Annotated in this window: 13 protein-coding genes and 1 tRNA gene; 7 read left to right on the top strand and 7 right to left on the bottom strand. The window is 66.2% G+C overall.

What is annotated here, in order from left to right; all coding sequences use genetic code 11:
* Positions 1–13 precede the first annotated feature (13 nt).
* Positions 14–214: a hypothetical protein gene (locus FHT08_RS15175; protein ID WP_166775582.1), complete on the top strand. Its 201-nt coding sequence runs from the start codon at positions 14–16 to the stop codon at positions 212–214.
* A 142-nt stretch (positions 215–356) separates the two neighbouring features.
* Here the strand turns inward: FHT08_RS15175 and FHT08_RS15170 are convergent, their stop codons facing one another.
* Both FHT08_RS15170 and FHT08_RS15165 read right to left on the bottom strand, forming a co-directional pair.
* On the bottom strand, positions 357–965 hold the full coding sequence (locus tag FHT08_RS15170) for a rhomboid family intramembrane serine protease (RefSeq protein WP_039520379.1): 609 nt from the start codon (positions 963–965) through the stop codon (positions 357–359).
* A 7-nt stretch (positions 966–972) separates the two neighbouring features.
* A complete protein-coding gene (locus tag FHT08_RS15165; RefSeq protein WP_065050423.1) occupies positions 973–2,538 on the bottom strand; it encodes an oligopeptide:H+ symporter in 1,566 nt (521 codons plus the stop codon).
* A 292-nt stretch (positions 2,539–2,830) separates the two neighbouring features.
* Here FHT08_RS15165 and FHT08_RS15160 point away from each other — a divergent pair, with 292 nt between their 5' ends.
* The 3 genes from FHT08_RS15160 to FHT08_RS15150 all read left to right on the top strand — a co-directional run bounded on the left by FHT08_RS15160 (position 2,831) and on the right by FHT08_RS15150 (position 7,190).
* Positions 2,831–4,600 (top strand): M14 family metallopeptidase, encoded by a 1,770-nt coding sequence (locus FHT08_RS15160; protein ID WP_166775581.1) that lies wholly within the window; start codon positions 2,831–2,833, stop codon positions 4,598–4,600.
* Between the two features lie 123 nt (positions 4,601–4,723).
* Positions 4,724–6,961, top strand: a complete 2,238-nt coding sequence (locus FHT08_RS15155) for a glycoside hydrolase family 3 C-terminal domain-containing protein (RefSeq protein ID WP_166775580.1) — start codon at positions 4,724–4,726, stop codon at positions 6,959–6,961.
* 142 nt (positions 6,962–7,103) lie between these two features.
* Positions 7,104–7,190: transfer RNA gene (locus tag FHT08_RS15150), tRNA-Leu, on the top strand.
* A gap of 214 nt (positions 7,191–7,404) precedes the next feature.
* On the opposite strand, the gene FHT08_RS15145 is transcribed toward FHT08_RS15150, so the two are convergent.
* From FHT08_RS15145 to FHT08_RS15130, 4 genes are read right to left on the bottom strand one after another with little or no spacing between them, the layout of a single operon-like run.
* The gene (locus tag FHT08_RS15145; RefSeq protein WP_166775579.1) at positions 7,405–8,985 is read right to left on the bottom strand and encodes a DHA2 family efflux MFS transporter permease subunit; all 1,581 of its coding nucleotides are present in this window, start codon (positions 8,983–8,985) and stop codon (positions 7,405–7,407) included.
* Positions 8,986–8,991: 6 nt separating this feature from the next.
* Positions 8,992–10,185 carry an efflux RND transporter periplasmic adaptor subunit gene (locus tag FHT08_RS15140; RefSeq protein WP_166775578.1) on the bottom strand — a complete coding sequence of 398 codons (1,194 nt, stop codon included), beginning with the start codon at positions 10,183–10,185 and terminating at the stop codon, positions 8,992–8,994.
* 10 nt (positions 10,186–10,195) lie between these two features.
* Positions 10,196–11,683, bottom strand: coding sequence for an AdeC/AdeK/OprM family multidrug efflux complex outer membrane factor (locus tag FHT08_RS15135; protein WP_343204162.1), 1,488 nt, complete (start codon positions 11,681–11,683; stop codon positions 10,196–10,198).
* A 23-nt stretch (positions 11,684–11,706) separates the two neighbouring features.
* Positions 11,707–12,147 (bottom strand): MarR family transcriptional regulator, encoded by a 441-nt coding sequence (locus FHT08_RS15130; protein ID WP_016904051.1) that lies wholly within the window; start codon positions 12,145–12,147, stop codon positions 11,707–11,709.
* Between the two features lie 123 nt (positions 12,148–12,270).
* Between FHT08_RS15130 and FHT08_RS15125 the strand changes: the two genes are divergently transcribed.
* The 3 genes from FHT08_RS15125 to FHT08_RS15110 all read left to right on the top strand — a co-directional run bounded on the left by FHT08_RS15125 (position 12,271) and on the right by FHT08_RS15110 (position 16,564).
* A complete protein-coding gene (locus FHT08_RS15125) occupies positions 12,271–13,122 on the top strand; it encodes a helix-turn-helix transcriptional regulator (RefSeq protein WP_024938904.1) in 852 nt (283 codons plus the stop codon).
* A 60-nt stretch (positions 13,123–13,182) separates the two neighbouring features.
* Positions 13,183–15,426 (top strand): DNA topoisomerase IV subunit A, encoded by a 2,244-nt coding sequence (gene parC, locus FHT08_RS15120; RefSeq protein WP_166775576.1) that lies wholly within the window; start codon positions 13,183–13,185, stop codon positions 15,424–15,426.
* Between the two features lie 481 nt (positions 15,427–15,907).
* The gene (locus FHT08_RS15110; RefSeq protein WP_166775575.1) at positions 15,908–16,564 is read left to right on the top strand and encodes a thiopurine S-methyltransferase; all 657 of its coding nucleotides are present in this window, start codon (positions 15,908–15,910) and stop codon (positions 16,562–16,564) included.
* Positions 16,565–16,841: 277 nt separating this feature from the next.
* Here FHT08_RS15110 and bfr read toward each other — a convergent pair whose 3' ends face one another.
* The gene (gene bfr, locus FHT08_RS15105; protein ID WP_039511630.1) at positions 16,842–17,327 is read right to left on the bottom strand and encodes a bacterioferritin; all 486 of its coding nucleotides are present in this window, start codon (positions 17,325–17,327) and stop codon (positions 16,842–16,844) included.
* Positions 17,328–17,434 lie beyond the last annotated feature (107 nt).

The following is a 17,434-nucleotide window of genomic DNA, read 5'->3' as shown; positions in this document are numbered from 1 at the left end:
GAGGAGTCACCGCATGAACAACGATTCGGCAGGACACAGCGCAGACAGCGATAGCTCGCTGCTGGAAGGCCTGTTCCAGTTCGCCATCAAGGGCGACACCCACAACCCCGACTTCGCGCAGCTCAACGACACGGTGTACCAGCGCCTGCAGCAGGCCTACGGTTCGGTGTCCACCAGCAGCGTCGGTAGCGACCACAAACGCGACGCGGCCTGAGCCAGCATCGCGTCCATCGCCAGGACCGCTCGCGCACGCGCGATGGTCCTGGTCCGGTCGCCTGGGGCGACCCGCTGTTCCCGACATTTTCGACCTACCGCGCGTGCCCACCGGCGGCCAGCGGTCGGTTTGCCAACCGGGATCAGCCGAAACGCGGATTGGATAGCTGCTCCAGGAAGACCTGCAGCACGCGCGGCTCCATGATCAGCATGAACATCACGCCGAACGCGGCACCGGCCAGGTGCGCGCTGTGGTTGATGCGATCGCCGCCGCGGCGGTCCATCCACAGGCTGTAGCCGACATAGAACACCGCGTAGATGATCGCCGGCGCCGGAATGAACAGCACCAGGATGATGGTCCACGGCTGCAGCAGGATGAAGGCGAACAACACCGCCGACACCGCACCGGAGGCGCCCAGGCTGAGATAGTTCGGGTTCTTCTGGTTCTTCAGATAGCTGGGCAGGATCGAGACCACCAGCGCCGCCAGATAGAACAGCGGGTAGGTCAGCACGCTGCCGGTCAGCTGGGTCATCACGTTTTCGATCACCCGGCCGAAGAAGAACAGCGTGATCATGTTGAAGACCAGGTGGCCCAGATCGGCATGGATGAAACCGTAGGTGACCAGGCGGTCGTACTGCTTGTGCTTGTCCAGCGCCGGCGGCCACAGGATCAGGCGGTCAGCCAGCTTGCGGTTGTTGAACGCCATCCACGAGACGATGCCGGTGATGGCGATCAGGATCAGGGTAATCATGCGGACCTCAGGCAGAACGGTAATTGTCGACCATGCGATACCCGCGCGCGTACAGGCCGAAGGCCAGTGCCGCCAGGAACGCGAAGGCCGCGAAGAAGAACATCAGAAATGCCGCTTCGCTGAGCCCAGTATCGGCGATGTGGGAGGTCACCGTGGCGTTGCGCACCGCCACGTTCGACAGCAGCACCCATAGATTGCCCACCGTGGTGGTCAGATACCAGAAGCTCATCACCACGCCCTTCATCGACGGCGGTGCCTGGCTGTAGGCGAACTCGATCCCGGTGGCCGACACCAGCACCTCGCCGAAGGTCAGCAGCGCATAGGGCAGGATCTGCCAGGCGATATGCATCGGCTCGCCGCCGTCCATGCTGATCTGGATGGCACCGACCGCAATCCAGGCCAGGCCGCCGAAGGCGATGCCGCAGGTCATGCGGCGCAGCGCTGTCGGCTCCCAGCCGCCACGTCGCAGCAGCGGATACAGCACCAGATTGTTGAACGGGATCAGCAGCATCACCAGCAGCGGATTGAGCGCCTGCATCTGCGAGGCAGTGAACCAGGCCGGCATCGTCATCTCGCGCCCCTGCAGGACCCAGGTCGAGGCTTTCTGGTCAAACAGCGAGAAGAATGGCGTGACGAGCGCGAAGATCACCAACACCCGCAGCAGCGCGCGCACGCCTTCGACCGCGGTATCGGGATGGATGCCGCGCGCACGCTCCAGCTGCCACCAGGTGCCGCCGCCGATGCCGGCCAGCAACAGCACCAGCGCCATGCACAGGCAGATGACGATGCCGAGCTGGTCGACCAGCGCGAAGCAGGCCAGCGCCAGCAGCACCGAGACCACTGCCAGCATCAGTCCCGGACGGCCCTGCCCCGGCGCCTGTGTCAGCAATGCGGTGCGCACCACCGCACCGAAGCCGTGCGGGTCCTTCGGCGGCAACGGCACCCGCACATAGCGCCTGCGGCCCAGCCAGAACACCAGCGTGGCCACGAACATCAGGATGCCCGGAATGCCGAATGCCCACGCCGGGCCCAGATTCTTCAGCGCCAGCGGGATCAACAACGAGGCGAACAACGAGCCGAAGTTGATGATCCAGTAGAAGCCGTCGAACACCACCTTGGCCAGGTGCTTGTTGGACTGGTCGAACTGGTCGCCCATGAACGAGGCCACCAGCGGCTTGATGCCGCCCGCACCCAGCGCAATCAGACCCAGCCCGAGGAAGAATCCGTTGCGGCTGCCTTCGAACAGCGCCAGGCAGGCATGCCCGGCGCAATACACCAGGCTGAACCACAGAATGGTGTTGTATTTGCCGAAGAAGCGATCGGCCAGCCAACCGCCGAGCAGCGGGAAGAAAAACACCCCGATCATGAAGCTGTGCAGGATGTGCTTGGCCTCGGCCTCGCGGCCGGGTCCGCTGACCTCCTGCAACAGCAGCGAGGTGATCAGGAACTGCACCAGGATGTTGCGCATCCCGTAGAAGCTGAAACGCTCGCAGGCTTCGTTGCCGATGATGAAGGGTATCTGGCGCGGCAGCCGCGCACCGGCAGTGGGGCCCGGCAAGGTGGAAGTGGTCAAGGACAGTCCGGTCGAGCAGAAAACACGCGCTATCGTACCGGCGGCCGCCGGTTGGCCGCCATCGCGACCATGGGATAAGGCCCAGGATGCGCCGCTGCATGCAGCGACGCCGCTGCGCTTATGGCCGCCATTGCGGTGTACCCGACACGTCGTTCGGCCCAGGCGTGCCTAAAACCGCTGTCGGTACGCCACAACCACGCCGATCGCGCGCAAGTTATGACGCAGTGCAGATTGGCCTGCTGCGCCGGCTCGGCTACATTGCAAACGTTTTCCTGGAACACTGGACCGCTGGATGCCCCGCTTCACCCGCCTGGCCCTGAGCCTGTTGCTGCTGACCACCGCCCCCGCCGCACTGGCCGCCGAACCGCTGACCACCCGGGCCGAGCGCAGCGGGTTTGCGCAGACCGGACGCTACGAGGAAGTCATCGCGCTTTGCGATGCCTTTGCGCAGCGCTACCCGCAGGCGGTGCGCTGCATCGAGTTCGGCACCACCCCGGAAGGCCGGCCGATGAAGGCGCTGATCGTCTCCACCAGCGGCGCACTGGATACCGACAGCGCTGCGCAACGCAAGTTGCCGGTGGTGCTGGTGCAAGGCGGCATCCATGCCGGCGAGATCGACGGCAAGGACGCGGGCTTCCTGGCGCTGCGCGAATTGCTGGACGGAAAAACCGGCAAAGGCGTACTGGACAAGCTGGTCTGGGTATTCGTGCCGGTGTTCAACGTCGACGGCCACGAGCGCTTCGGCGCCTGGAATCGCCCCAATCAACGCGGCCCCGAACAGATGGGCTGGCGCACCACCGCGCAGAACCTCAATCTCAATCGCGACTACCTCAAGGCCGACGCGCCGGAAATGCAGGCGATGCTGCGGCTGGTGCAGCAATGGGATCCGCTGATGTACGTGGACCTGCACGTCACCGATGGCGCCAAGTTCGAGCACGACGTGTCGGTGCAGGTGGAGCCCGTGCACGCCGGCGATGCCACGCTGCAACGCGACGGCACGCGCTGGCGCGATGCGGTGATTGCCGACCTCGCCGGACAGGGCTCGCTGCCGTTGCCGTATTACCCCTCGTTCGTGCACGAGGACGACCCGACATCGGGCTTTGCCGACGATGTGTCGCCGCCGCGTTTTTCGCACGGCTATTTCCTGCTGCGCAACCGCTTCGGCATGCTGGTGGAAACGCATTCGTGGAAGACCTACCCGGTGCGCGTACGCGTCACCCGCAATGCAATCGTGTCGGTGCTGCAGCAGGCCGCGCGCAACGGCGCCAGGTGGCGCGCCGATGCGCTGGCGGCCGATCAGCGTGCGACCAGGCTGGCTGGCGAGATCGAGCCGTTGAGCTTCGCTGCCGGCCCGGCCGCACGCACCGTTACCTTCCGTGGCTACGCCTACACGCGCACGCCCTCGCCGATTTCCGGTGCGTTGATGACGCGCTACGACGAGACCAGACCACAGATCTGGAAGGTACCGTTACGCGATCAGATCAAGCCGGACGTGGTGGTCGATGCGCCACGCGGCGGCTACCTGGTGCCTGCCGCGCAAGCGGCGCTGGTGGCGGAGAAACTGCGCCTGCACGGCATCGCCTTCGACACCATCGCCACCACTGCCGCCCATCCGGTGCAGAGCTTCCGTGCCGACAAGGCCACGTTTGCCGCGCGCTCCAACGAAGGCCACCAGAACCTGGAGATCACCGGGCAATGGCGCGATGAAACCCGCACCGTGCCGGCCGGCTCCTTGTTCGTGCCGATCGCCCAGGCCAGGTCGCGCCTGGTGATGGCGATGCTGGAACCGCAGGCGCCGGATTCGCTGCTGCAATGGGGCCTGTTCAACACCGCATTCGAGCGCAAGGAATACATGGAGGATTACGTCGCCGAAGAGGTCGCGCGCGACCTGCTCGAGCGCGACCCGGCAGTGAAGGCGCAGTTCGAACAGCGCCTGGCCAGCGATGCGGCCTTCGCGGCCGACCCGAAGGCACGCTTGGAATTCTTCGCTCGCCTGCATTCCTCCTGGGACGAGCGCTACCGCCTGTATCCGGTGTTACGCACGGCACAGACCCAGTTCTGAGGCGGCGCCCGCTTCCGGCAAGCATCTGATTCGGCGCGCACGCGCGCCTTTCGAACCCGGGCACCGCGGTGCCCTCCCCTGATTGCAACCGCACCATAAGGACCACCCGTGCCACACCTCGATATGAAACCGTTTACACACTCCAGGCCACGGCGTCTCGCGCTGGCCATCGCCCTTGGCGTCAGCACCGCGTTTGCCGCTCCGCTCGGCGCACAGACCGCTGCCGCCGCGCAGCCGTGGATGGACACCGCGCTGACCGCGGACCAGCGCGCCGACCGTCTGCTCGCGCAGATGAGCGAGGACGAAAAATTCCAGATGCTGCGCAGCTACTTCGGCCTGGGCACCGACAAGATTCCCAAGCCCGAGGGCGCGCTGGGCTCGGCCGGCTATGTCCCCGGCGTCCCACGGCTGGGCATCCCGGCGCAGCAACTGGCCGATGCCGGCGTGGGCGTGACCAACCCCGGCGGCATCCGCAAGGGCGACTTCGCCACCGCGATGCCGTCCGGGCCGTCGGCCGCGTCGAGCTGGAATCCGCAGCTGGCCTATGCCGGCGGCAAGACCATGGGCCGCGAATCCTGGCAGCAGGGCTTCAATGTGCTGCTGGCCGGCAGCGTCAACCTGCAGCGCGACCCGCGCAACGGACGCAATTTCGAATATGCCGGCGAAGACCCGCTGCTGGCCGGCACCATGGTCGGCGAGTCGATCCGCGGCGTGCAGAGCGAGCATGTGCTGTCGACGATGAAGCACTACGCGCTCAACGACATGGAGACGCGACGCAATTTCCACAGCGCCGAGATCGGCGAGCAGGCGATGCACGAATCGGACCTGCTGGCGTTCGAGATCGCGTTGAAAATCGGCGACCCGGCCTCGGTGATGTGCTCCTACAACAAGATCAATGGCATCTACGGCTGCGAGCACGATTACCTGCTCAACCAGGTCCTCAAGCAGGAATGGAAATACCCCGGCTACGTGATGTCCGACTGGGGCGGCGTGCATAGCGGCTCCAAGGCGGCCCTGGCCGGACTCGATCAGCAATCGGCTGGCGAAGTGTTCGACGCGGCGGTGTTCTTCGACGCACCGTTGCGCATGGCGGTGTCGGCCGGCGTGGTGCCGCGCGCGCGCTTCGACGACATGGTCAAGCGCGTGCTGCGCAGCCTGTTCGCGCATGGCGCGTTCGATCATCCCACCCAGCGCCAGCCGATCGACGGCAAGGCCGGGCAGCTGTCCGCGCAGCATGTTGCCGAGGAAGGCAGCGTGCTGCTGCGTAACGAGCAGGCTACCTTGCCGCTATCCAAGGACGTGCGCCGCATAGCGGTGATCGGTGGGTATGCCGACAAGGGCGTGATGTCCGGCGGCGGTTCCTCGCGTGTGGACTACACCATCAACGGTGGCAACGCCGTACCCGGCCTCAATCCGACCACCTGGCCCGGCCCGGTGATCATCCATCCGTCCTCGCCGCTGCAGGCATTGCGCGCCGCGTTGCCGAACGTGCAGATCGATTATGTCGACGGCAAGGACCGCGCTGCCGCGGCACGCGCGGCCAAGGCCGCCGATGTGGCGATCGTGTTCGCCACCCAATGGTCGGCCGAATCGGTGGACCTGCCGGACATGCAATTGCCCGACAACCAGGATGCCTTGATCGAGGCGGTGGCCAAGGCCAACCCCAAGACCACCGTGGTGCTGGAAACCAACGGCCCGGTGCGCATGCCCTGGGCCGAGCGCGTGCCGGCGGTATTGCAGGCGTGGTATCCGGGCATCGGCGGCGGCGAGGCGATCGCCAACCTGCTGACCGGTGCGGTCAATCCGTCCGGCCATCTGCCGGTGACCTGGCCGGTGGACGAATCGCAGCTGCCGCGTCCCTCGATCCCGGGCCTGGGCTTCAAGCCGGCCAAGCCGGGCGAAGACAGCATCGACTACGCCATCGAAGGCGCCAACGTCGGCTACAAGTGGTTCGCCGCGCGCAAGCTGACCCCGCGTTATGCGTTCGGCCATGGCCTGTCGTACACGCAGTTCCGCATGGGCGGGCTGCGCGTGGAAGCCAACGGCAGCCAGCTCACGGCGAACTTCGAGGTGGAAAACATCGGCCAGCGCGAAGGCGCCGCCGTGCCGCAGCTCTACGTCACCCTGCCCGACGGCCATGCCACCCCGCTGCGCCTGATCGGCTGGCAGAAGCTCACGCTCAAGCCGGGCGAAAAGCGCACCGTGCAGGTGATCGCCGAACCCAAGACGCTGGCCGACTTCGATGCCAAGGCCCGTCACTGGACGATTGCCGCGGGCACCTATCGCGTGCAGCTGGCGCGTTCGGCAAGCGAACCGGTGCAGAGTGCAGAGGTCAGCCTGAAGGCGGCGCAGCTGCCGTGATCCGGTGTCGTGGCGGGCATGCATTACGCGTGTCCGCCACGCCGTCTTCTCACGTCGCCGGCAAGCACCGGCCACCACGAAAAATTTGTGCCGGATGCGTTGACAGCGTCGCGCGCAACTTGCACAATTCGCCTCCTGAGTCGCCCAGGTGGCGGAATTGGTAGACGCACTAGCTTCAGGTGCTAGCGGGGGCAACTTCGTGGAGGTTCGAGTCCTCTCCTGGGCACCACGACTCACGGTAGATCGTAAAAAACCCCGCTCTGGCGGGGTTTTTTGCATTTGGGAGTTAGGCGTGCGGAGTCTTCATTTGCTAGCGCTTGCGTCAGGCCATGCGTCGCATCGACCCGCTCGGCGCTGCGGCGATTAGCCAACCTCGTCAAATCCCTAACAAAGAAAAACCCGGCATTTCAGCAGGGTTTTCTTTGTTCAATCAGCAGCCTCGCTCAATGCCCGCCCCCCGCCGCTGCGCCGCCCGCGCCTGCACCGAACGGCGGCTTGGCCAGCCACAGGAAGAAGATGATCGCCAGGAACGTCCAGCCGAGCAGGTAGAAGATGTCGTTGAAGCCCATCTGCGAGGCCTGGTGATTGATCATGTTGTTGAGCGATGCCGCGCCGTGTTGCAGGTCGCCCTGCCCCATCGCGGTGACCTGCTCCTGCATGCCCGGGGTGTACACCGAGATGTGTTCGGTGATGTGCGCGTGGTGCACCTGGGTGCGGCGTGCCCACAGATAAGTGGTCAACGATGCGGCAAAGCTGCCGCCCAGGGTACGCAGGAAGGTGGCCAGGCCGGAACCTGCCGCGATCTCGCGCCCGTCCAGGTCAGAGAGCAGGATCTGCAGCACCGGCATGAAGAACAAGGCCACACCCACGCCCATCACCAGCTGCACGGTGGCCACATGGCCGAAGTCAACCTGCAGGTTGAAGTTGGAGCGCAGGAAGCTGGTGAACGACAGGAAGATGAAGGCGACGGTGGCGAGCATGCGCAGGTCGAAACGCAGCGCGTACTTGCCCACGAATGGTGTCATCAGCACTGGCAGGATACCGATCGGCGCGGTGGCAAGGCCGGCCCAGATCGCGGTGTAGCCCATGTCGCGTTGCAGCCATTGCGGGATCAGCAGGCTCACGCTGAAAAACGCCGCATAGGCCACCACCATCGCCAGCGTGCCGGCGCGGAAGTTGCGATGCCGGAACAGCTTGAGATCGACGATGGGATCCTTGTCGGTGAGTTCCCAGATCACGAACACCACCAGCGCCACTGCAGCGACGCAGGCCAGCACCACGATCTTGTCGGAGGAGAACCAGTCCTCGTCGTTGCCCAGGTCCAGCACCAGTTGCAGCGCGCCCACGCCGACCACCAGCAGGATCAGGCCGATGTAGTCCATGCGCGGCTTTTCCAGCTGCTCGGGGCGATGGCGCAACTGCGAGCCGACGATGCTGCTGGCGATGATGCCCAGCGGCACGTTGATCAGGAAGATCCATTCCCAGCTGTAGTTGTCGGTGATCCAGCCACCCAGGATCGGGCCGGCGATCGGTGCCACCACCGTGATCATCGCCAGCAAGGCGAGTGCCTGCCCGCGTTTTTCGCGTGGGTAGATCGACACCAGCAGGCTCTGGGTGATCGGGTACATCGGCCCGGCGACGAACCCCTGCAGCGCGCGCGACACCACCAGCATGCCCATGCTCTGGGCCAGGCCGCACAGCAACGAGGCCACGGTAAAAGCCAGCGTCGACCACACGAACAACTTGGTCTCGCCGAAGCGGCGGCTCAGCCAGCCGGTCAGCGGCAGGGCGATCGCGGTGCTGACCGCGAACGAGGTGATGACCCAGGTGGCCTGCTGCGAACTGGCGCCGAGATTGCCGGCGATGGTCGGCAACGAGACGTTGGCGATGGTGGTGTCCAGCACCTGCATGAACGAGGCCATCGCCAGACCCACGGTGCACAGTGCCACGCTCGCCGGGCGAAAGGCGGTGGCGGGCGCAGGTGCCGAGGGACCGCCTGGCGCGACGGGAGCTTGCGAAGACATGCTGGCTCAGCCCGCCTTGGACGCAGCCTGCGCAGGCAGGTTGTCCTGGATGATGCGTTGGATATCCGCGTCGGCGGCCTGCAACTGCTGCGCATACACGTCGGTGGAGAACACCGCGCCATTGGCGAACTTGGTCGGCAACACGCTGCCCTGCTGGTCGTGCAGGTTGACATCGACCTTCATCGACAAACCGATGCGCAGCGGATTGCCGGCCAGTTGCTTGGCATCCACCGCAATGCGCACCGGCACGCGCTGGACGATCTTGATCCAGTTGCCGCTGGCGTTTTGCGCCGGCAACAGCGAGAACGCGCTGCCTGTGCCCAGGCCCAGGCTTTCGATGCGGCCGGTGTAGTTCACGCCGCCACCGTACAGATCCGAATGCAGTTCCACTTCCTGGCCCAGGCGCATGTGCTTGAGCTGGGTTTCCTTGAAGTTGGCTTCCACCCACACCTGCTCCAGCGGCACCACCGCCATCAGCACGCTGCCGGGCTGCACACGCTGGCCCAGCTGCGCCGAACGACGCGCCACGTAACCGGACACCGGTGCAATCACCCCGGTGCGGGCGTGGTTGAGATAGGCCTGACGCAGCTGCGCGGCGGCCGTCTGCACGTCCGGCTGATTGGCCACCGCACTGTCGTCCACCAGGGCGCGGTTGCGTTCGAAGCTCTCGCGCGAACCGCTCACCGCCGCTTCGGCAGCGGCCAGTTCCTCGCGGGCATGCGCCAGTTCTTCGTTGGAGATCGCGCCGCTGGCGGCCAGATCCCTGCGGCGTGCGAAGTCGGCACGTGCGCTGCGCAAGCTCACCTCGCGCGAGGACAGTTCGGCCTGCGCGCCTTCCACGCTGCGGTACAGACCACGCACCTGACGCACGGTCTTGGCCAGATTGGCTTCGGCCTGCTGCAACGCGACCGCGGTGTCGGCCGGGTCCAGCTGCGCCAGTAACTGGCCGCGCTCCACGCGCATGCCGTCTTCGGCGCCGATGCTGACCACGGTGCCGCCCACCATCGGGGTGATCTGCACCTGGTTGCCCTGTACATACGCGTCGTCGGTGTCCTCATGCCAGCGGCCGACCAGGAAGTACCACACCACAAGACCGATGATCGCCAGGATCACCGCAATGGCCACGATGCGCAGCGCCGCACGGCGCCTGCTGGGCGCGGCCGGCGCAGGGGGGGAAGAAGTTGGAGTCGTCTGGCTCATCGTCGCTGTCTCAGGAATTCGGTTGTGCGGAAGTGGTCGCGGCGTGTGCGGTATCGCGCGCAGGTTCCGGCGTGAATCCGCCGCCCAAGGCACGCTGCAACCTCACCGAGGCCAACAGTTGTTGCGATTGCAGGCTGGCCATGCGCTGGCGTGCGAGCAGCAATTGCTCCTGCACGCTGAGCACTTCCAGATAGCTGCCGATACCGGCGCGGTAGCGCTGCTGCGCGAGCTCGAAGGCGGCGGTCACGGTCTGCACCGCGTCGTCCTGCGCACGCGCACGCTGCTCCAGCGAACGCACGGCGTTGACCTGGTCGGCAACCTCGCGCAGGGCGTCGATCACCTTCTGGTTGTAATCGGCCACCGCCAGGTCGTATTGCGCATCGCTGCCGGCCAGATTGGCGCGCAGCTTGCCGCCATCGAAGATCGGCAGGCTCAGCGCCGGCGCAACCACGCCGAACACCGAGGCGCTTTCCAGCAACTGGCCGACATCGCGATTCACCACACCGCCCAGCGCCGTGATGTTGAAACTGGGGTAGAAGCGGGTCTTGGCGGCGGCGATATCCTGATCGGCGGCCTCCACGCGCCAGCGCGCGGCGACCACATCGGGGCGGCGGCCCAGCAGGTCGGCGGGCAGGTTGCTCGGCAACTGCGTGGCGATGGCCGCCCCCAGCGTCGGGCGCGCGATCTCCAGCCCGCGATCCGGGCCCTGCCCGGCCAGCGCGGCCAGGGCGTAGCGGGCCTCGTCGATCTGCTGCTGCGCGGACTGCAGCTGCTGCTGCGCCGACGGTACGCGGGCCTGCGCCTGGCGCACCTGCAGATCGCTGTCGATGCCGGCGCCGCGGCGTTGCCGGGTGAGCTCCAGGGTCTTCTGCACGCGGGTCAACTCATCGTTGGCCACGTCGTGCAGGCGCCATGCGTAGTCGAGCTGCGCATAGGCTTCGGCGATCGCCGCCGACAGGTTCAGGCGTGCCGCCTGTGCGTCCACCTCGGCCGCATGCGCCTGGTCCACCGCCGCTTCCCAGGTGGCGCGCTTGCCGCCCCACAGGTCCACGCCATAGCGGAAGTCCAGCACCAGTTGGCCATTGCCGCCGAACTTGCCGCCGCGCTCATCGCCCACCATCGATTCGGGCAACTGCACGCCCGCATAGCCGCCGGACACCGACAGGCTGGGGCCGCGATCGGCCTGCGCGCTACCGATGCGTGCCTGCGCCTGGCGCAGGCGCGCATCGGCCGCCGCCAGGCTGGGACTGTGCTGCAGGCCTTCGGCGATCAGCGCGTTCAGTTGCGTATCGCCCAGGGCGCGCCACCAATCGCTGGCCGGCCAGGCGGCCGGGCTCAGGTTGGCCTGCGCGAGGGCGCGCTCGGCATGCAGTGCGCCCGGCTCCAGCATGGTGCCCTGCGGGGCAAGCCCGCGGCTGCTGGCGCAGGCGGCCAGCGCCAGCGTCAGCGCAGTGAGGACGAGCGGCCGCGCAAGCTGCGTGGACCGCAGGCGCAGTATCTGGATAGGGGAACTAGCAGCGTTCATGAGTTGAGTGCATCGCGGACACGGATGAGAAGAGAGGTGAGTTGCTCGCGCTCGGGCGGGGCCAGATCGCGCAAGCCATGCTCGATGGCGCGCTCGCCGCGCAGCTTCAGGCGCTCCCACAGCGCCACGCCCTGTTCGGTCATGACGATCTGCAGCGCGCGCCGGTCCTGCGCATGTGGCTCGCGTCGCACCGCACCGAGCGCTTCGAGCTTGTCGAGCAGGCGGGTGACCGCGCTCGGGGTCTGGTCCAGCGCCAGCGCCAGCTCGTTGGCCGTGCAGGGCGAGCGCACCGCCAGGATCTTCAGGCCGACGTAGTGGCTGAAGCCGAAGTCCGGCAGCTCGCCCTTCATTTCGGCATCGAGCTGACGCATCAGCGCATCGCGCACTTGGCGCAACAGCAGGCCGAACGACGGCGAGGCGGTGGAGAGGTCATTCATGGCGGGCTATTTTCTTCCGAAAAATATATTTGTCAACGCAAATATTTCTAACGGGATTAAACCGCCAGCAAGGATCGTCACCTTACGCGCCTGCACCGCTGGCCTGGTAATACAATTGCGCCAATGACTGTCGAAAATCCGCCAACCACACGCGATGCCCTGCCACCCGGTGTGCGCGACAGCTTCGAGTGGGCCGACGGACCGGAGGTGATCGCGTTCCTGGCCGACCTGCGCGCGGTATGGGCGCCGGAGACGGTTCGGCATGCGCATGTCCGCGGGCAGCTGATGTATGTGGAGCACGGCGTGCTGACGGTGCACACCGAGCAGGGGACCCTGTCGCTACCGCCGGGCTGCGCCGGCTGGATGCCGCCCGGCCAGCAGCACACCGTGGAACTGGCCGGGCCGCTGCGCGGCTGGGGCGTGGTGGTCCGGCCGGACGCCTGCGCCGCGTTGCCCGCGCAAGGCGGGGTGATCCGCCTGACTGGGCTCGCCCGCGAGGTGATCATGCGCGCGGCCGACTGGCCGCTGGGCCAGCCGCTCGACCCCGCCCGGCAACGCCTGGCCGCGGTGCTGCTGGACGAACTGCACCAGGTGCAGATCGACCACCTGCACCTGCCGATGCCAGCCGACCGGCGGCTGCTGCGCATCGCCAGGCAGTTGCTCGATACCCCGGCCGACCCGCGCCCGCTGGACGCCTGGGCCGACTGGGGCGGGCTGTCGGCGCGCAGCCTGAGCCGGCATTTCCGCAGCGAGACCGGGCTGAGTTTCGCGCAGTGGCGGCAGCAGGCCCGGCTGGCGGAGGCGCTACGGCGGCTCAGCCAGGGAAGCCCGGTCGCCCAGGTCGCCGACCAGCTCGGATACAGCAGCCCCAGCGCCTTCGTCAGTGTGTTCCACCGCCATTTCGGCGCTCCCCCCACGCGTTATCTGGCCGGCACGCATGCGCGCGGCTTGGCATCCCCCGCCGCATCCGGATAATCGGCGCTCTTCGAGCTCGCGCCACGGCGCGGGCTCCTCTTTCGTAGGACCTGGCTTTACATGACCGATCTGACCCGCCCCACCTTCCATGGCTTCGAGCAGCTGCCGCTGCGCGAGTACGCCGAACGCGCTTATCTCGACTATTCGATGTACGTGGTGCTCGACCGCGCCCTGCCGTTCCTGGGTGACGGCCTGAAGCCGGTGCAGCGGCGCATCATCTTCGCGATGAGCGAGCTGGGCCTGAATGCCGCTGCCAAGCCGAAGAAATCCGCGCGCACCGTGGGCGATGTGATCGGTAAGTACCATCCGCACGGCGACAGCGCCTGCTACGAAGCGCTGGTGCTGATGGCGCAGCCGTTCTCGTATCGCTACCCGCTGATCGAGGGCCAGGGCAACTTCGGCTCCACCGACGACCCCAAGTCGTTCGCGGCAATGCGCTACACCGAATCCAAGCTGACCCCGATCGCCGAGGTGCTGCTAGGCGAAATCGGCCAGGGCACCACCGATTGGGCGCCCAACTTCGACGGCACCCTGGAAGAGCCGACCTGGCTGCCGGCGCGCCTGCCGCACCTGCTGCTCAACGGCACCACCGGCATCGCGGTGGGCATGGCCACCGACGTGCCGCCGCACAACCTCAACGAGATCGTCAGCGCGCTGCTGCGCCTGCTCGACAACCCCGATGCCACGGTCGCCGAGCTGTGCGAACACGTGCTTGGCCCGGACTACCCGACCACCGCCGAGATCATCACCCCGGCGGCCGATCTGCGCGCAATCTACGAGACCGGCCATGGCAGCGTGCGCGCACGCGCCACCTACAAGAAAGAACACGCCAACATCGTCATCGATGCGTTGCCGTACCAGGTCTCGCCGTCCAAGGTGATCGAGCAGATCGCCCAGCAGATGCGCGCCAAGAAGCTGCCGTGGCTGGAAGACATCCGCGACGAGTCCGACCACACCAGCCCGGTGCGGGTGGTGCTGGTGCCGCGCTCCAACCGTGTCGATGCCGAGCAGCTGATGGGACACCTGTTCGTCACCACCGACCTTGAGCGCAGCTACCGCGTCAATCTCAACGTGATCGGCCTGGATGGCCGCCCGCAGGTCAAGAACCTCAGGCATTTGCTGAGCGAGTGGCTGAGCTTCCGCAGCGACACCGTCACCCGCCGCCTCAACCATCGCCTGCAGAAGGTCGAACGCCGCCTGCACCTGTTGGAAGGGTTGTTGATCGCCTTCCTCAACCTGGACGAAGTCATCCGCATCGTCCGCAGCGAGGACGAACCCAAGCCGGTACTGATCGCGCGCTTCGCACTCAGCGAGGAACAGGCCGAATACATCCTGGAAACCAAGCTGCGCCAGCTGGCGCGCCTGGAAGAGATGAAGATCCGCGGCGAGCAGGAAGCGCTGGCCAAGGAACGCGCGCAGTTGATGGCGATCCTGGAAAGCAAGACCAAGCTGAAGAAGCTGATCAAGGACGAGCTGACCGCCGACGCCAAGAAGTTCGGCGACGCACGCCGCTCGCCGCTGGTGCAGCGTGGCGCGGCGCAGGCGATCGACGAAACCGAGATGGTCACCAGCGAACCGATGACCGTGGTGCTGTCGGAAAAGGGCTGGGTACGCGCGGCCAAGGGCCACGAGGTCGACCCGGCCGGCATGTCCTACCGCGAAGGCGACAGCCTGCTGGCGGCGGTGCGCAGCCGCAGCACGCATCAGGTGGCGTTCCTGGATTCGGAAGGCCGCGCCTATTCGACCGCGGTGCACACCCTGCCCTCGGCACGTGGCAATGGCGAACCGTTGACCGGCCGTTTCTCGCCGGCCTCGGGCGCGGCGTTCCAGGTCATGGCCAGCGCCGACAACGCCACCCGCTTCGTGCTGGCGTCCTCGCATGGCTACGGCTTTGTCACCCGCTTCGAAAACCTCACCGGCCGCAACAAGGCCGGCAAGGCGATGCTCAACCTGACCACCGGCGCGCATGTGCTGACGCCTGCGCAGGTGACTAATCCGCAGAGCGACCGCATCGTCGCCGTCACCAGTGCCGGCAATCTGCTGGCGGTGACCGCCAGCGATGTGCCCGAGCTGGACAAGGGCAAAGGCAACAAGATCATCGACATCCCCAAGGCCAAGCTCGGCACCGAGCGCGTGGTCGCGGTGGTGGCGGTGGCTCCGGGCAACACGCTGCTGGTGCGCAGCGGCGCACGCACCATGAGCCTGTCGTTCAAGGATCTGGATCCCTATGTGGGCGCGCGCGCAAGTCGCGGGGCGTTGTTGCCGCGAGGGTGGCAGAAGGTGGACGGGTTGGAAGTGCAGTAACGGCTGTTCACCCAAGCGCCGCGCGGCGGCGCGTTGGCCGTGCGGTTGTGAGCGACCCACAAAACTACCGCCAGCTGGACGCTGCCGGCTTTAGGGCATCGCGCCCTCGGCCAGCTTGGCTTGCAACGGCGAGGCTACGCTGAAGCGCAAGCTCTGCATTGCCTTGAGAGGTAATCGAGCGGTGCGGGTGCGTCGATTGTAGAGCGAGAGATCTGCGGATTTGCTGCGGGGCCCTTGCCCGCCCACCATCGCAGCACACGCCGCAAGTACGTCCGTGTAGGCGCTTACGCGGCATCCATGCCGCGTAAGGTCCCGCGATGGTGGGCGGACAAGGACCGATCGAGATGTCGGTGTGTGTGGGTGTGCGCAGTGCATGTCGCGCGGCGGTGCGGTGTGGTCTGAGCGGTTCCTTTCGATCTGCAGTGTGAGTGCCATTGGCTGCATCACGGCACTCGTCAACGCAAACCAACAAGACAACATCATGGACATAGATTTCTGGCTGCAGCGTTGGCAGAACGGTCAGACCGGTTTCCATCAGGACCAGGTGATGCCGTTGCTGCAAAAGCACTGGCCGGCGTTGCAGTTGCCGAAGGCTACCCGCGTGCTGGTGCCGTTATGCGGCAAGACGCTGGACCTGCACTGGTTGGCCGCACAAGGCCATCGGGTGCTGGGCGTGGAGATATCGCCGCTGGCGGTGACGCAATTCTTCGCTGATGCCGGCCTGCAACCGCAGCGCCACAGCAGCCGCGCGGGCGAGCACTTTATCGCCGGCCCGATCGAAATCATCTGCGGCGACGCGTTTGCACTGGAGCCAAGCGTGCTGGCCGATTGCAGCGCCGTCTACGACCGCGCCGCATTGATCGCCCTGCCTGCCGGCTTGCGCCAACAGTATCTGCACACCACGTACGCGCGCCTGCCTGCGGAATGCCGCGGACTGTTGATCACCCTGGAATATCCGCAGGCCGAAAAGGCCGGGCCGCCGTTTTCGGTGGACGCTGACGCGGTGCACGCACTGTTCGACACGCAATGGCGGGTGCAGCAACTGGAACGCCGCGACATCCTCGATCAGGAGCCGCGCTTCCGTGCCGATGGCGTCACTGCCCTGTCGACCGGCGTCTATCGTCTGCAACGCAACTGACGGTCACGGGCGAACTTTGTCATCGACGATCGCTGCCGACGCCCCAGTCGGGCGCAGCAGACGTTGCACAGGCAGCGCAGCGCGCGCCGATCAGGACCGCGCGGCGTTGCGCCACGCAATGATGGTTTGCACAACAGCGAAATGCGCGAGCAACACCGCCGCAGACCGCCGGCAGTTGACGCAGACCACGCAGCAAGGCAATGCCCCGTGCGGCACCTGCCGATTGCAAATCTGTGCTGCGCACGCTCAGCGGCTGCCCAGCGCCCAGTCACCGGGCTCAGCCGGCGACGTGGCCCTTGTCGATCTTCGAGGTCTGGTACAGCTCCAGGCCGATCCGCTTGATCAGGCCCAACTGCTGCTCCAGCCACCAGGCGTGGTCTTCTTCGGTGTCCTGCAGCTGCTTAAGCAGGATGTCGCGGCTGACGTAATCGCCGTGCTCTTCGCACAGCTTCATGCCGGCGGCGAGATTGGCACGCACTTCGTATTCCACCACCAGATCGCGCTCGAGCATCTCCACCACGGTCTTGCCTGGCGCAAACTCGGCCGGCCGCATGTCCGGGTCGCCTTCCAGGAACAGGATGCGCCGCAGCAGCGCATCGGCGTGCTCGGTCTCCTCTTCCATTTCGTGATTGATGCGCTCGTACAGCGCCATCAGGCCCTGGTCCTCGTAACGGCGCGAGTGCAGGAAATACTGGTCGCGTGCCGCCAGTTCGCCGCGCAGCAGCTGTTTGAGGTAGTCGACGACTTCGGGATGGCCTTTCATGATGTGCTCCAGCGACGCAATGCGCGCATGGTGCCCTAAGCCGCGGCGCAATGATCTAATCGGAATCACTTTCAGTTGCGCTTGCGGCCAGACCCGCCACGGTCATG

This window comes from Xanthomonas sp. CFBP 8151 (assembly GCF_011761885.1).
Classification (GTDB): Bacteria; Pseudomonadota; Gammaproteobacteria; order Xanthomonadales; family Xanthomonadaceae; genus Xanthomonas; species Xanthomonas arboricola_B.
The sequence above is the reverse complement of the archived record's forward strand: the minus strand, read 5'-3'. Positions and strand labels throughout refer to the sequence as shown.

What these genes read in the sequence shown, in the direction of transcription:
- FHT08_RS15175 (WP_166775582.1), top strand. Translation starts at nt 14, where the DNA reads ATGAACAACGATTCGGCAGGACACAGCGCAGACAGCGATAGCTCGCTG.
- FHT08_RS15170 (WP_039520379.1), bottom strand. Translation starts at nt 965, where the DNA reads ATGATTACCCTGATCCTGATCGCCATCACCGGCATCGTCTCGTGGATG.
- FHT08_RS15160 (WP_166775581.1), top strand. Translation starts at nt 2,831, where the DNA reads ATGCCCCGCTTCACCCGCCTGGCCCTGAGCCTGTTGCTGCTGACCACC.
- FHT08_RS15155 (WP_166775580.1), top strand. Translation starts at nt 4,724, where the DNA reads ATGAAACCGTTTACACACTCCAGGCCACGGCGTCTCGCGCTGGCCATC.
- FHT08_RS15145 (WP_166775579.1), bottom strand. Translation starts at nt 8,985, where the DNA reads ATGTCTTCGCAAGCTCCCGTCGCGCCAGGCGGTCCCTCGGCACCTGCG.
- FHT08_RS15140 (WP_166775578.1), bottom strand. Translation starts at nt 10,185, where the DNA reads ATGAGCCAGACGACTCCAACTTCTTCCCCCCCTGCGCCGGCCGCGCCC.
- FHT08_RS15130 (WP_016904051.1), bottom strand. Translation starts at nt 12,147, where the DNA reads ATGAATGACCTCTCCACCGCCTCGCCGTCGTTCGGCCTGCTGTTGCGC.
- FHT08_RS15125 (WP_024938904.1), top strand. Translation starts at nt 12,271, where the DNA reads ATGACTGTCGAAAATCCGCCAACCACACGCGATGCCCTGCCACCCGGT.
- parC (WP_166775576.1), top strand. Translation starts at nt 13,183, where the DNA reads ATGACCGATCTGACCCGCCCCACCTTCCATGGCTTCGAGCAGCTGCCG.
- FHT08_RS15110 (WP_166775575.1), top strand. Translation starts at nt 15,908, where the DNA reads ATGGACATAGATTTCTGGCTGCAGCGTTGGCAGAACGGTCAGACCGGT.
- bfr (WP_039511630.1), bottom strand. Translation starts at nt 17,327, where the DNA reads ATGAAAGGCCATCCCGAAGTCGTCGACTACCTCAAACAGCTGCTGCGC.